Raw genomic sequence first — 13109 nt, 5'->3', positions numbered from 1 at the left:
ACGGGCGTGGGGATCATGTTACTAGCGGCATGTTTCGGCATTCCGCAAAAGCATCCCGGCAAGGTAGCGATTCGGTAACGAATGTTTAACCGAAGCTTCTCGGTGTTGTAATTTTCCACGGAACGCCGCCGGACAGTAGGACCCTTGGAGGGAACGAAAACGCCGCTGAACCGTTGGCATTGATAGGGTTTGCAGGAACACTCAGCCCCCTAATGGAGGACTAACAGAAATGGCACTTGGCGGCAATCCGGTATTCAACGGAAAGAACTTCCGATCCGCGACCCGAGGCAACCAGGCGGCGGGCGTCGGTACTGCGACGTATGCAGGCCAGACCATCGCGAACCAGCAGCAGCTGGAGCACATGTACAACCAGCCATCGGCGGGTCCCGCCCAGACGGGGCGCATGACGTTCGACGACGTCATCGTCAAGACACTGCTGTGCATCGGCGTCGTGCTCGTCGGCGCTGCCATCCCGGCGTTCGTCCTTCCGGGTCTCGCCCTTCCCCTGATGGTGATCGGGGCGCTCGGCGGCTTCGTGCTCGGACTCGTCAACGCATTCAAGCGCGAGCCGTCGCCCGCGCTGATCCTCGCCTACGCGGGTCTCGAGGGTCTGTTCCTCGGTGGACTCACGATGTTCCTCGAGGCCCAGTTCCCCGGCATCGCCATGCAGGCCGTGCTCGGCACGCTCGTGGTCTTCGGCGTGACACTCGCGCTCTTCAAGAGCGGCAGGGTGCGCGCGACCCCAAAGGCGATGAAGTTCTTCATGATCGCGCTCATCAGCTACGCAGCGTTCTCGCTGCTGAACCTGGGCCTGATGCTCTTCGGCGCGACGGAGGGCATGTTCGGTCTGCGCAGTAGTGGCATCCCGGGCACGCAGGGGATGTTCGGTTTCGAGAACGGCATTCCGTTCGGTCTCGTCATCGGCATCTTCGCCATCGGACTGGCGGCGTTCTCCCTGATCATCGACTTCACCTCGATCAGCGAGGGTGTGCGGCATGGCGCTCCCCAGAAGTACTCGTGGACGGCTGCCTTCGGCCTCACCGTCACGCTCGTGTGGCTGTACGTCGAGATCCTCCGCCTTATCGCTATCATCCGCGGCAGCGACTAGTACAGAAGCGATTAGCACAGCAGCTGCCGGCAGCGACCGACGGCTTCGATCGAAGAAGAGGACCCGCGACCTTTCGGTTGCGGGTCCTCTGCTGTCTCGGCAGTCCCTAGGCGATCCGGGCGGCGCCGGCGCCGGGAAGGACGCTGAAGATCATGGGCGCGCGGAATCCAGCGGCGGAGAAGGCTTTCTCGACCGCCGAACCGATGGCGGCGACGTCGTCGGCCCGCGCCAGCGCGATCGCGGCACCGCCGAAGCCGCCGCCCGTCATGCGGGCGCCCAGGGCGCCGGCGTCGAGCGCCGCATCCACGGCGGTGTCCAGCTCTGCGCAGGAGATTTCGAAGTCGTCTCGCATGGAGGCGTGGCTGGCCACGAGCAGTGGCCCGAGCTGGGCCGGTCCCTTGCTCGTGAGGACCTGGACGGCGTCCTCGACCCGGGCATTCTCGGTCACTATGTGCCGCACGCGCCGGAATGTCTCCTCGTCGAGGACGCCGGCCGCCTCCGCCAGATCCTTGACCGAGAGGTCGCGAAGGGCGGGCACTCCCATGAGTTCCGCGCCGAGTTCGCAGGAGCGACGGCGTGCGGCATAGCCGCCGGTGGAATGCGAGTGGCTGACGCGGGTGTCGATCACCATGAGCTCGAGCCCGGCTCCCTCCAGGTCGAGCGGAACCAGGCGGGAGTCGCCGGATCTGCAGTCGAGGAAGACCGCGTGCCCCACCTCGCCGAGGAGGGACGCGGACTGGTCCATGATGCCCGTCGGCGCCCCGACCATGCTGTTCTCGGCGAGCTGTCCGATGACTGCGAGCTCCCGTCGGGAGACGTCGGCCTGGGACAGGTCGTTGACCGCGACGGCGACCGAGCACTCGAGGGCCGCGGAAGAGGAGAGGCCCGCGCCTACCGGCACGGACGAGTCCACGAGCAGATCCATGCCGGGGCATCGGTACCCCGACTGCTCCATGGCCCAGAGGACGCCCAGGGGATAGGCGGCCCAGCCCTTCACGCTCCCTTCCTCGAGGGCGTCGAGATCCGCGGTCACGGGTGCCTCGTCGGGCGCGAAGGTGGAGGCGACCCGGACGATCCGATCGGGCCTGATGGCGGCCGCCACCGTCGTCGAATGCTTGATGGCGAAGGGAAGCACGAAGCCGTCGTTGTAGTCGGTGTGCTCACCGATCACGTTGACGCGTCCCGGTGCCGACCAGAGTCCGTCCGGTTCGGTGCCGAAGCGGTCGGTGAACGCCGCCGCGAGGTCGAGGGGGCTGGAGGTCATGCCTGGTCCTTCCGTGCTGGAGCTGCGGGGGCCGGAGTGGCGGCGCGGAGTGCGTCCGCGACCTTCTCCGGGGTGGTGTCGTTGATGAAGGCACCCATCGCGGCTTCCGAACCGGCGAGGAACTTCAGCTTATCGGCGGCTCGGCGGGGCGACGTGAGTTGCAGGTGCAGGTAACTCGCCGGGCGGAGCACGTCGTCGATCGGGGCCTGCTGCCACGCCGCGATGTACGGGGTGGGGGTCGGATAGAGCGCGTCGAGCCTGCCGAGGAGGTCGAGGTAGACGGTGGTGAGCTCGTCGCGCTCCTCGCCCGTCAGGCCCGCGATGTCGGCGACGTGACGGTGGGGGACCAGATGGACCTCGAGCGGCCAGCGGGCGGCGAAGGGGACGAAGGCGCTGAAGTGCTCTCCCTCGATGACCATGCGTTCTCCGGACTCTCGTTCCGCAGCGAGCGCGTGACCCATCAGCGTCCGGGTGCCGCCGGACGCCTCGAAGAACTCGTGTGCCCGGGCGGCGAGCGTGGCGGCGCGCGGTGGGATGAATGGGTAGGCGTAGATCTGCCCGTGCGGGTGCAGCAGGGTCACGCCGATGTCCGCACCGCGGTTCTCGAAGCAGAAGACCTGCTTGATGCCCGGCATCGCCGACAGGGCCTCGGTGCGCTGGGCCCACGCGTCGATGACGGTCCGTGCGCGCTCCGGGCCGAGCGAGCCGAAGGAGCCCTCGTGCGCGGAATCGAACGCGACGACCTCGCACCGACCGTAGGCCGTCGTCGTCGTACCCCATCCCGGGACGGCCGGGAGGTCGCCGAGATCCGGGCCGAAGGACGAGAAGCGGTTCTCGAACACCACGACCTCGTAGTCGGAGGCGGGGATCTCCGAGAGGTTCGCCGCCGTCGTCGGGCAAAGGGGGCACTGGTCGGTGGGTGGGAGGTGCGTCCGCGACTGACGGTGGGCTGCGACGGCGATCCACTCCCCGGACAGGGCGTCGTACCGAGCCGTACCGGCCGGGCCGCGTGCCGGCAGTCCCCGCTCGTCGCGGGTGGCATCGGCATTCCGGTGCCGGGCAGCGCTCTCCTCGCGCGCATCGAAGTAGATCAGTTCGCGCCCGTCGGACAGGCGGGTAGGGGTGACGTGGGTCATGGGCGCTCTTCCAGGTGGGGGTCGGGAACGGGGTCACAAAGGATCCGGGTGAGTGCGGCGTAGTCGCTGCCGGGCCGGCGGTCGGTGACGAGGGCCGCGGCGGCGTCGAGGGTGGATACGCGGGCGAGGCTGACGACGCCGATCTTGCTCGAGTCCGCGAGGACGACGAGCTGTCCGCAGCTGCGGACGAAGGCCTGGTTGGTGTCCGCCTCGGCGAGGTTGGGGGTGGTGATGCCGGCGGACGCATCGACGCCGTGGGCACCCATGAAGCAGAGATCCGCATGGAGGGATTCGATGGCACGGGTGGCGAGCGGGCCGACCAGGGCCTTCGATGGCGTGAGTTGCCCGCCCGAGAGCAGGACCTGGGCAGCGCCGTCGCCCTGGTTGGCGGTGTGCAGCCGATGGAGCTCGTCGGCCAGGGGTAGGGAGTTGGTGATGACGGTCAGTCCCGGCACACGCGAGAGGAGGGGGGCCAGCGCATAGGTCGTGGTGCCACCCGTGATGGATACGGTCATGCCGGGAGCCAGGAGCGATACGGCTGCGGCTGCGATCCGCCGCTTCGCCTCACCGCCACGCGTCCGGTTGACGTCAAAGGCGGCCTCCACCGAACTGAGGCTGCCGGGACGGACTGCTCCTCCGTGGACCCGGACCAGGGCGCCCCGGGCTTCGAGGATGTCGATGTCACGTCGGACCGTCATCTCGGAGACGCCGAGGGCCAGTGCGAGTCCGCTGACACGCACCGCGGGCTGGTGGGCCAGGCGTTCGAGGATCGCTCCGTGGCGCTCTGCTGCGAGCATGATCTTCCTTGCATCTCGTGGACAGGCGGGCAATCGAACTAGTCCGCACTGAAACGAACAAAACGTATCATAGGCGTTCGCGCCACCCACGTGCAGCAGCCAGGGTGCGGCGCACCCGGCGGTAGCATCGCTGCATGACCTCAGCTACTCCACGCCTGGCAAGCGGCATCAACTACACGCTGCAGGCAGGCGCCTCGACCGTGGTCGTAGCGAGCCTCGCAGCAGCACTGCGCTCCTACGAGGTCGGTGGCACGGCCCTGACGGAGACATGGGGCGACGCCGATATCCCCGCGGGTGGTGGCGGCATCCTCCTGGCTCCGTGGCCGAACCGCGTGGCCGACGGCCGCTGGTCCCTGCACGGCAAGGAGCAGAGGCTCGATATCACGGAGCCCTCCAAGGGCAATGCCAGCCACGGACTCCTCCGCAACACCGGCTACCAGGCCATCGACGTCGCGCCGGCCCGGATAGTCCTCGAAGCCGAGATCTTCCCGCAGCACGGCTACCCGTTCCACCTGGTGCACCGGGCCACCTACCAACTGACGGAACAGCAGCTGACGGTCACGCAGGAGCTCAGCAACCTGTCCGACGACGCCGCCCCCTTCGCCCTCGGCGCGCACCCCTATCTCAAGATCTCCGACGTTCCCACGGAGGACCTCACCCTGACGCTGCTGGCGGCCGAGATGTTCGAGTCCGATGACCGGTCCATCCCGACAGGGAAAGTACCCGTCACCGGACAACGCGACCTGCGGAAGGGGCAGCGGATCGGCGACGTCCAGTTCGACACCGCCTTCACCGGCCTGGCGATGGTCGGGGACCGCCATGAGCACGTGCTGTCCGCCCCGGACGGCCGCAAGGTCACCCTCTGGGCGGATGCGTCGTTCGCCTATGCGCACGTCTACGTGAGCACTATCTATCCCGGCGTGGACAAAGCGGTCGCGATCGAGCCGATGACCGCGCCGGCGAATGCCCTCAACTCGGGCGAGGGACTGCGCTGGCTCGACGCCGGCGCGTCATTCTCCGCAGAATGGGGCATACTGCCAGGTCTCGGATAGGGACGCCCGGGCCTTCTATGGAAAGATTGGCCCATGCAGCGTCTCCCCGGAGCGAAACCTCAGCGCGTCCTCCAGCGTGCGGTGAGCCGCGGAGCCGCCGCAATGCCCGGGCCGCTGCCGGTGCCACCAGCGACAGACCGGCAGGCCCCCCGGACCGATGACCGCACGGACGTTCCCTTCGCGCTTCGCGTTGCAGCCTCCTGGTCCTGGCGCATCGGGCTCGTCGTCGTCGTCGGGGGCGTCCTCGTCTACCTGCTCGGCATGGTCTCGCTCCTCGTCATACCGCTCATGATCGCGGGCCTCGTCGCTGCCCTGCTCATGCCCGTCAAGAACGCGCTGCGCCGCCGCATGCCCAACGGGCTGGCGGTCGCCGTGACACTGGTCGGTTTCTTCAGCGTGATCGCAGCGGCGCTCCTGCTGGTGGGGCAGCAACTCGCACTCGGATTCACCAGTCTGTGGAGTGAAGCCCGCGCCGGGATCCAGCAAACGCTGGACTGGTTGTCACAGGGCCCGTTGCGGCTCACGACGTCGGAGATCGACCAGTTCCTCCAGGACATCGGCGACGCAGCCCAGAACAACAGCGCCTCGATCCTCAGCGGTGCCCTCTCCTTCGGCACGACTGCGGGACACGTCGGAGCGGGAACACTCCTGACGGTGTTCACCCTGATCTTCTTCCTGCTCGACGGCGGACGGATCTGGCGATTCGTCGTCGGACTCGCGCCGGTCCCGGCACGAGCTGCCGTGGACGGAGCCGGCCGGCGGGGCTGGACGTCGATGGCCAGCTACGTGCGCGTGCAGATGCTCGTGGCGGCGGTCGACGCGATAGGCATCGGTGTCGGCGCGGCGATCATCGGCGTTCCGCTGGCGCTCCCACTCGGGGTGCTCGTCTTCCTCGGATCCTTCATCCCCATCGTCGGTGCGCTGGCCACCGGCTCCGTCGCCGTCATGCTGGCCTTGGTCACCAACGGATGGGTCAATGCGCTCGTCATGCTCGCGATCGTGCTGCTCGTGCAGCAGGTCGAGGGCCATATCCTCCAGCCCCTCATCATGGGGCCGGCCGTCGCCCTGCACCCGCTGGCCGTCGTCCTTGCTGTGGCAGGTGGAACGCTCCTGGCGGGGATCCCGGGGGCCCTGTTCTCCGTCCCGATCCTGGCGGTGCTCAACACGTCCGTCCGCTACATCGCGCACCGCGCCTGGGAATACGATCCGGTGGTGGCGCAGGAAGGCTGGCCGATCGGGGGAGGGCACGGCATTAGCGGGCCGGCGACGGCGGAGCAGGAGTCTCCCTCGCCGGCCAACACCCCGGAACTTCACGCACCCGCGGCGCCAGCCCTTCAGGAAGAGCTTTCCCCATGACCGATCAGACCGTAGCAACCCCGTCCGGCTCCATGTACGGCACAACAGTCCTCGACCTCGCCTCGGATGCGGCCCTCCCGGTGACCCTGGCCGATGTCCAGGCCGCACAACGGACGCTCGACGGCGTCATCGCACGCACGCCCATTGAGCAGTCACGCGCCCTCGGCCGCCTGACCGGCTCCACGGTGTCCTTCAAATGCGAGAACCTGCAGCGCGCCGGGTCCTTCAAGGTCCGTGGTGCGTACAACCGCATGGCGAAGCTGACCGAGGCCGAGCGCGAGCGCGGCGTGGTCGCAGCTTCCGCCGGCAATCATGCGCAGGGGGTTGCGGTGGCAGCCGCCCGTCTCGGCATCTCCGCGCGGATCTACATGCCGCTCGGCGTCGCACTCCCGAAGCTCGCCGCGACGCGGGGCCACGGTGCCGAAGTGGTGCTGCACGGGCACAACGTGGACGAGGCGCTGGCCGAGGCGAAGAGATACGCCGATGAAACAGGCGCCGTCTTCGTGCACCCCTTCGACAACGTCGACGTGGTGGCCGGCCAGGGGACTATCGGCCTGGAGATCCTCGAGCAGGTGCCCGACGTCGACACGATCCTCATGGGCGTGGGCGGGGGAGGCCTTCTGGCCGGCGTCGCCGTGGCCGTCAAGGCGAGGGCGAAGGAGCTCGGAAGGGAGATCCGCATCATCGGGGTGCAGGCCGAGAACGCCGCAGCTTACCCGCCGTCGCTCGCCGCCGATGCGCTCGTGCCCCTCACCAAGGTGTCGACCATCGCCGACGGTATCGCCGTCGGACGTCCGGGGCAGCTGCCCTTCTCGATCATCCGGGAGTTGGTGGACGACGTCGTCACGGTCAGCGAGGACTCCCTCGCTCGTGCCCTCATCTTCCTCCTGGAGCGAGCGAAGATGGTCGTCGAGCCGGCCGGCGCCGTGGGCGTCGCCGCACTGCTCGACGGCAAACTGACGGAGGACGGAGCCAAGCCCGGGAACACCGTCGTGGTTCTCTCCGGCGGCAATATCGACCCGATGCTGATGCTGAAGGTCATCCAGCGCGGCCTCGCGGCAGCAGGGCGCTTCCTCGTGGTGCGCATGCTGCTCGACGACCGGCCGGGCTCCCTCGCCACCATTTCGAGGATCATCGCCGAATCGGACGCGAACGTGACCGGTGTGGACCATACCCGGGTGGGCGGATCGATCAGCATGGGTGACGTCGCGATCACCATCAACATGGAGACCAAGGGCGATGAGCACTGCGAGCAGGTCCTCAGCAACCTGCGCGCAGAGGGCTTCCAGCCGGTGGTCATCCGGGGCTGAGCCGTGATTCCGCTCGTGCGAAGGGCCCAGACCGGCCTGATCACCGTCGTCGCCCTCGTCGCCGTGATGTGGGCCGCCTTCCTGCTCAACGCGCTGCTCGACAACCAGCTGGTCACGACGCTGGGCATCGCACCCCGCCGCGTGGACGGGCTCGACGGCGTGGTCTTCGCCCCGCTCCTGCACGGGGGAGTGGAGCACCTCGCGAGCAACTCCTTCCCCCTCCTGGTCCTGGGCTTCCTCGCGTTCCTCGAGGGAGCGCGGCGCTTCGCGGTGGCGCTCGGGTCCAGCTGGCTCGCGTCCGGCGTCGGCACCTGGGTCTTCGGAGGGGGACTGACCATCGGCGCGTCGGGGGTCGTCTTCGGCCTCTTCACCTACCTGGTCACGCGCGGCTTCTACAACCGCGACTGGAAGCAGATCCTCCTCGCCGTGATCCTCTTCGCCGCCTACGGGTCCATCCTCTGGGGCGTACTGCCGACGGTCGGCTCGAACATCTCCTGGCAGGCGCACCTTTTCGGGGCCCTCGGCGGTGTCCTGGCGGCGTTCCTCCTCAAACGGAAGCGGTCCGTTCCCTTGGGAACGGACCGCTTCGGAACAGCTGCCTGACCGACGCTGCCTGACCACCCGATAGTGATCAGTGGCCGGGGTCGCCGATCGGCAGCCTGGGTGTCAACCGACGTACGGTGTCGCCGAGATGATGTCGACCGTGATCTTCCTGCCGTTCGGAGCGGTGTAGGTGACGGTGTCGCCGGCCTTCGTGCCCTGGATGGCTGCGCCCAGCGGGGACCTCTCGCTGTAGACATCGACCTTGGTGTCACCGGCGACCTCGCGGCTGCCGAGGAGGAAGTTCTCGACATTCCCGGCGATCCTCGCGGAGACCATCATGCCGGGCTCGACGATCCCGTTGTCCGCCGGAGCCTCACCCACGTGGGCGTCGTTGAGGAGCTGGGTGAGCTGGCGGATCCGGGCCTCGGCCTTGCCCTGCTCCTCCTTGGCGGCGTGGTAGCCGCCGTTCTCTTTCAGGTCACCCTCGGAGCGTGCCTGCTCGATGCGAGCCACGATCTCGGTGCGGCCGGGACCGGAGAGGTGTTCCAGCTCGGCCTTGAGTCGGTCATAGGACTCCTGCGTGAGCCAGGCGGCGGGGGCGCTGTTCGTGGACACGGGATAACTCCTTAGGTACGGCCTCCGCCTGCTCAGGCGTGGCTCATGGTCGCTCGTCCGGGCAATGACGATACTTCTCAGCACGGCAAGCAAACACCCCGCCTCGTGGGACCGGTTGCCCGGTACGCCGGTGAAGCGGGGCGATACGTATCCGATCATTCTAGAGGCGTGCGGGTCATATCCCAACAAGCCCCGGGAAGTCTGCTCACTCCTCGACGATCCAGCAGGCATTGACGCCGCCGGTGACGCCGGGTGCGTCCGTGCGGACGTCGGTCCTGTGAGCCGTCGTTCCACCGCTGTTGGCACCGTCCTCGGCGCTGTTCGGCCCGATCGTGACGACCTTCCAGCCCACGAAGGCATAGTTCTCGCTGAGGACCTGTACGGCGCACTGCGCGGTGGCTGCGCGATCCTTCGACACCTCGAAGTCGACGCTCGCCCGTCCGTCGGAGGCCAGCGAGAATCCGACGTCCTTGGCGGACACATCGGGGCTCCCGGTCGTGAGGGCGACGGCGGCAACGGCCGCCACGGCTGCGAGGATCACCGCGATGACCAGCATCCGCGCGCGGCTCAACGGCTTTTTCGGCTTGGGGGTGCCGTAGCGATTGGCTACTCTTGATGTTGGCGTGTAGGAGGAGCTCACTCTCCCATTTTACCGCTCACCGATGGTGTTCGACTCCGGCCGCCGTCCCACCCGCAGAGCCAGGAGCACGTGTGCCAAGCCATGATCAATCCCGTGTGTCCCGCGAGGGCTTCCGCCTTCTCGCGGTCCATGCCCACCCGGACGACGAGTCGAGCAAGGGCGCGGCCACCATGGCCGGCTACGCTGCGGCAGGGGCGGAGGTCATGGTCGCGACCTGCACCGGCGGCGAGCGGGGCGACATTCTGAATGCTGCCATGGAGGGCGATCCGCACGGCAAGCGTGACCTCACGGGTCTGCGTCGCGTCGAGATGGCCAACGCCATCGCGGAGCTCGGTGTGCAGCAGCGGTGGCTCGGCTTCACCGATTCGGGCCTACCCGAAGGAGACCCGCTCCCGGACCTCCCCGCCGGCTGCTTCGCCCTGCAGCCCCTCGAGCGTGCGGCCGCACCGCTCGTGAAGCTGGTCCGCGAGTTCCGACCGCACGTGATCGTCAGCTACGACGAGAACGGGGGTTACCCGCACCCCGACCACATCATGGCCCACCGCGTCGCCGTCGAGGCGTTCGAGGCTGCGGCGGTCCCGGCCCGCTATCCGGGGACGGGCGAGGCGTGGAGCGTTTCTAAGCTCTACTACGACCGCGCCTTCAATCCGGAGCGGTTCCGTGCACTGCACTTCGCCCTCGAGGAAGCAGGGCTCCAGTCGCCCTACGCGGAGCGTCTGGCCCAGTGGCTGGAAGCAGACGCAGAAGGTCACCAGCCTCCCGCGCCCACCCATCCGACCACGACGCAGATCGACTGCGGCGACTTCTTCGGGCACCGCGAGCGGGCGCTGCTGGCCCACCGGACGCAGGTCGACCCAGAGGGGTTCTTCTTCGCCGTATCGACAGACCTGCAGCAGAAGGTCTGGCCGTGGGAGGACTACTCACTCATCACATCGAGGGTCGACCACCAGATTCCTGAGAACGATTTCTTCGCCGGCATCTCGGCCGGATCGTAGGTCTGTCCGTCAGTTCTATGCCGCGTAGAATTGCACGCGGCGGGCCACCGTGATCCGCTGCGAGCTTCGAAAGTGGTGCATGCGTGTTCCTTGACCTCAGCCTGGCAGCAACGACGACGCCGTCAGGGGATCCGACCCTGCGTCCGGACCTCGATCCGGCCTCCGTGACCCCGGGAACACTGGGTTTCCTGGCGACCCTGTTCATGGTGGTGGTGGTCATCTTCCTGATCCGCGACATGGTCAAGCGCATCCGGCGTGTGCGGTACGCCGCGGAGGTAGCGCAGTCCCGGGCGCAGCGGGGCGATTCCCGGACGCGCGGGGTGCCTCCGGCCGCAGGCGGCACTGGCGACGAGCCCGCCGGATCTGACGGATCGCACGGCACTGCCGGATCTGACGGATCTCACGGCACTGGAAACGGACCCGGCAGCACCGGCGCAAGCGATGGACCAGACGGACCCGGCAGCTCCGGCCGTCCCGCGCCCGGCGGCAAGCGCGGCCCCGATAACCGCTGAACGGCTGGTTCGGCGTCCAGATGGGGTGGACCGAGGACGGCGTGCTAGGACTGGACCGGCTGTAGCACGGCAAGCATGATCGCGATGAAGTGCGCTGCGAAGGCAGCCACGGTGAAGGCGTGGAAGAGTTCGTGGAACCCGAACACGCGCACGGAGAAGTTGGGGCGCTTGATCCCGTAGAACACGGCCCCTGCGATGTAGAGGGCACCTCCCACGCAGATCAGCACCCCGGCGGCCAGGTTGGCGGCGAAGAAGTCCGGCATGTAGAACACCGAGCCGAGGCCCAGTGCCACATAGATCGGAACGTACAGCCAGCGCGGTGCGTCGACCCACAGATTGCGGAAGAGGACCCCGGCGATGGCCCCGCCCCAGATGACCCAGAGCAGCGTCTCCGCCTTCCCTCGTTCCAGCAGGGCCCAGGCGAGCGGCGTGTAGGACCCGGCGATGACGAGCATGATGTTCGTGTGGTCAAGACGCTTCAGGACGACCTTGACCCTCGGACTCCAGTTCCCGCGGTGGTACACCGCACTCACGCCGAAGAGCAGCACGCCCGTGAAGGCGTAGATGGCAGATGCTGTTCTCAGGCCCGCGGTCGGCGCCAGGATGATCAGCACGATGCCCGCGGCGACGGCCAGCGGAGTAGCGACGGCATGGATCCACCCACGCCAGAGCGGCTTGGTCACCATCGCGTCGGCGAGCGGCCCGGCCATCGCCCCTACCGCTTCCTCGAACCTCGTCCCGGGTGCGCGGGCTGAATCCGAAGGGCCTGGAACGGGGGCCGAAGGGCGCGGGGTCATGCCGGGATTCTAGCCCACGGCGCTCGACGTCTCCCGTCGGGAGCGGGGTCTTCGCGGGCTGCCGGCAGCATGAATGCAGCCCTTTGCACGGCAACTGCCGGTACGGTAGGAATGGTGAGCGGGGAGCAGGCGTCCCGCCGAGGAATAAGCCTCCGGACGCGCCGGAGCAGGACCAGGGGAGGGTAGCCGGGCGTGACGTGGGCCTTTCCCGAAGTCGGCTACAGCTTCTACGAGCGCAGGCTCCAGCGGAACCTGGCTCCCGAGCGCATCCCGCACCACATCGGCGTCATGGTGGACGGCAACCGGCGGTGGGCGAAGCTCGCGGGAGCTCCGACGAGCCATGGGCACCAGGCCGGGGCCGACAAGATCCACGAGTTCCTCGGGTGGTGCGAAGAACTCGGCGTCGACGTCGTGACCCTCTACATGCTCTCCACCGACAACATGGGACGGCCCCAGGAGGAGATCGACCAGCTCCTCGACATCATCGCCAACACGCTCGACCGGCTGGGCGAGAGCAACCGCGTCCGGGTCCAGCCGGTGGGGGCACTCGACCTCCTTCCCGACGACCTCAGCAACAAGCTTGTCAGCCTGGCAGCATCGACCGAGAAGATCGACGGTCTCCACGTCAACGTCGCCGTCGGATACGGGGGACGGCGCGAGATCGTCGACGCTGTCAAGGAGCTCATGCGTGACGCCGCCGGCAAGGGTGAAACGCTCGAGACCCTGGCCGAGGAGCTGACGGACCAGCACATCTCCTCCTTCCTCTACACGCGGGGGCAACAGGATCCGGACCTGGTGATCCGGACCTCGGGGGAGCAGCGGCTCTCCGGGTTCCTCATGTGGCAGAGCGCCTACAGCGAGTTCTATTTCTGCGAGGCCCTGTGGCCCGATTTCCGCCGCGTCGACTTCCTGCGGGCCCTACGCGACTTCGGCCGCAGGCAGCGCCGCTTCGGCTCCTGAGACTTCACCGGCCCTTAACCATCG

At 67.8% G+C, this 13109-nt stretch carries 14 protein-coding genes; 8 read left to right on the top strand and 6 right to left on the bottom strand.

Annotation, left to right across the window (positions count from 1 at the left end):
- Positions 1 to 229: 229 nt before the first annotated feature.
- Positions 230 to 1108, top strand: coding sequence for a Bax inhibitor-1/YccA family protein (locus D6T63_RS07205; RefSeq protein ID WP_120148320.1), 879 nt, complete (start codon positions 230 to 232; stop codon positions 1106 to 1108).
- 106 nt (positions 1109 to 1214) lie between these two features.
- Here D6T63_RS07205 and galK read toward each other — a convergent pair whose 3' ends face one another.
- Genes galK through D6T63_RS07190 form a run of 3 tightly spaced genes read right to left on the bottom strand, consistent with a single transcriptional unit; the run spans position 1215 to position 4305 of the window.
- Positions 1215 to 2372: a galactokinase gene (gene galK, locus D6T63_RS07200; protein ID WP_120148319.1), complete on the bottom strand. Its 1158-nt coding sequence runs from the start codon at positions 2370 to 2372 to the stop codon at positions 1215 to 1217.
- On the bottom strand, positions 2369 to 3508 hold the full coding sequence (gene galT, locus D6T63_RS07195) for a galactose-1-phosphate uridylyltransferase (protein WP_120148318.1): 1140 nt from the start codon (positions 3506 to 3508) through the stop codon (positions 2369 to 2371). The genes galK and galT overlap by 4 nt, the downstream gene beginning before the upstream one ends.
- On the bottom strand, positions 3505 to 4305 hold the full coding sequence (locus D6T63_RS07190; protein ID WP_120148317.1) for a DeoR/GlpR family DNA-binding transcription regulator: 801 nt from the start codon (positions 4303 to 4305) through the stop codon (positions 3505 to 3507). Before D6T63_RS07190 ends, galT begins: the two co-directional genes overlap by 4 nt.
- Positions 4306 to 4439: 134 nt before the next feature.
- Here D6T63_RS07190 and D6T63_RS07185 point away from each other — a divergent pair, with 134 nt between their 5' ends.
- The 4 genes from D6T63_RS07185 (at position 4440) to D6T63_RS07170 (ending at position 8626) form a co-directional block, all read left to right on the top strand.
- Positions 4440 to 5357, top strand: coding sequence for an aldose 1-epimerase family protein (locus tag D6T63_RS07185; protein WP_120148316.1), 918 nt, complete (start codon positions 4440 to 4442; stop codon positions 5355 to 5357).
- A 102-nt stretch (positions 5358 to 5459) separates the two neighbouring features.
- The gene (locus D6T63_RS07180) at positions 5460 to 6713 is read left to right on the top strand and encodes an AI-2E family transporter (RefSeq protein WP_120148473.1); all 1254 of its coding nucleotides are present in this window, start codon (positions 5460 to 5462) and stop codon (positions 6711 to 6713) included.
- A 32-nt stretch (positions 6714 to 6745) separates the two neighbouring features.
- Positions 6746 to 8023: a threonine ammonia-lyase gene (ilvA, locus tag D6T63_RS07175; protein ID WP_120148472.1), complete on the top strand. Its 1278-nt coding sequence runs from the start codon at positions 6746 to 6748 to the stop codon at positions 8021 to 8023.
- Positions 8024 to 8026: 3 nt separating this feature from the next.
- Positions 8027 to 8626 (top strand): rhomboid family intramembrane serine protease, encoded by a 600-nt coding sequence (locus D6T63_RS07170; RefSeq protein ID WP_235830602.1) that lies wholly within the window; start codon positions 8027 to 8029, stop codon positions 8624 to 8626.
- Between the two features lie 63 nt (positions 8627 to 8689).
- Here the strand turns inward: D6T63_RS07170 and greA are convergent, their stop codons facing one another.
- Together greA and D6T63_RS07160 are read right to left on the bottom strand one after the other, a co-directional pair.
- Positions 8690 to 9181, bottom strand: a complete 492-nt coding sequence (gene greA, locus D6T63_RS07165) for a transcription elongation factor GreA (protein ID WP_235830601.1) — start codon at positions 9179 to 9181, stop codon at positions 8690 to 8692.
- A gap of 205 nt (positions 9182 to 9386) precedes the next feature.
- Entirely contained in the window at positions 9387 to 9821 is a 435-nt protein-coding gene (locus D6T63_RS07160) for a DUF4307 domain-containing protein (RefSeq protein ID WP_235830600.1), read from the bottom strand.
- A gap of 71 nt (positions 9822 to 9892) precedes the next feature.
- Here D6T63_RS07160 and mca point away from each other — a divergent pair, with 71 nt between their 5' ends.
- Entirely contained in the window at positions 9893 to 10816 is a 924-nt protein-coding gene (gene mca / locus D6T63_RS07155; RefSeq protein ID WP_235830599.1) for a mycothiol conjugate amidase Mca, read from the top strand.
- Between the two features lie 83 nt (positions 10817 to 10899).
- Positions 10900 to 11328: a hypothetical protein gene (locus D6T63_RS07150; RefSeq protein WP_120148312.1), complete on the top strand. Its 429-nt coding sequence runs from the start codon at positions 10900 to 10902 to the stop codon at positions 11326 to 11328.
- A gap of 44 nt (positions 11329 to 11372) precedes the next feature.
- On the opposite strand, the gene trhA is transcribed toward D6T63_RS07150, so the two are convergent.
- Entirely contained in the window at positions 11373 to 12038 is a 666-nt protein-coding gene (trhA, locus tag D6T63_RS07145) for a PAQR family membrane homeostasis protein TrhA (RefSeq protein ID WP_120148311.1), read from the bottom strand.
- A gap of 279 nt (positions 12039 to 12317) precedes the next feature.
- Here trhA and D6T63_RS07140 point away from each other — a divergent pair, with 279 nt between their 5' ends.
- Positions 12318 to 13085 (top strand): isoprenyl transferase, encoded by a 768-nt coding sequence (locus D6T63_RS07140; protein WP_120148310.1) that lies wholly within the window; start codon positions 12318 to 12320, stop codon positions 13083 to 13085.
- Positions 13086 to 13109 lie beyond the last annotated feature (24 nt).

This window comes from Arthrobacter cheniae, assembly GCF_003602275.1.
GTDB classification, from domain to species: Bacteria; Actinomycetota; Actinomycetes; order Actinomycetales; family Micrococcaceae; genus Arthrobacter_D; species Arthrobacter_D cheniae.
This window is presented reverse-complemented; position numbering and strand designations above follow the sequence as displayed.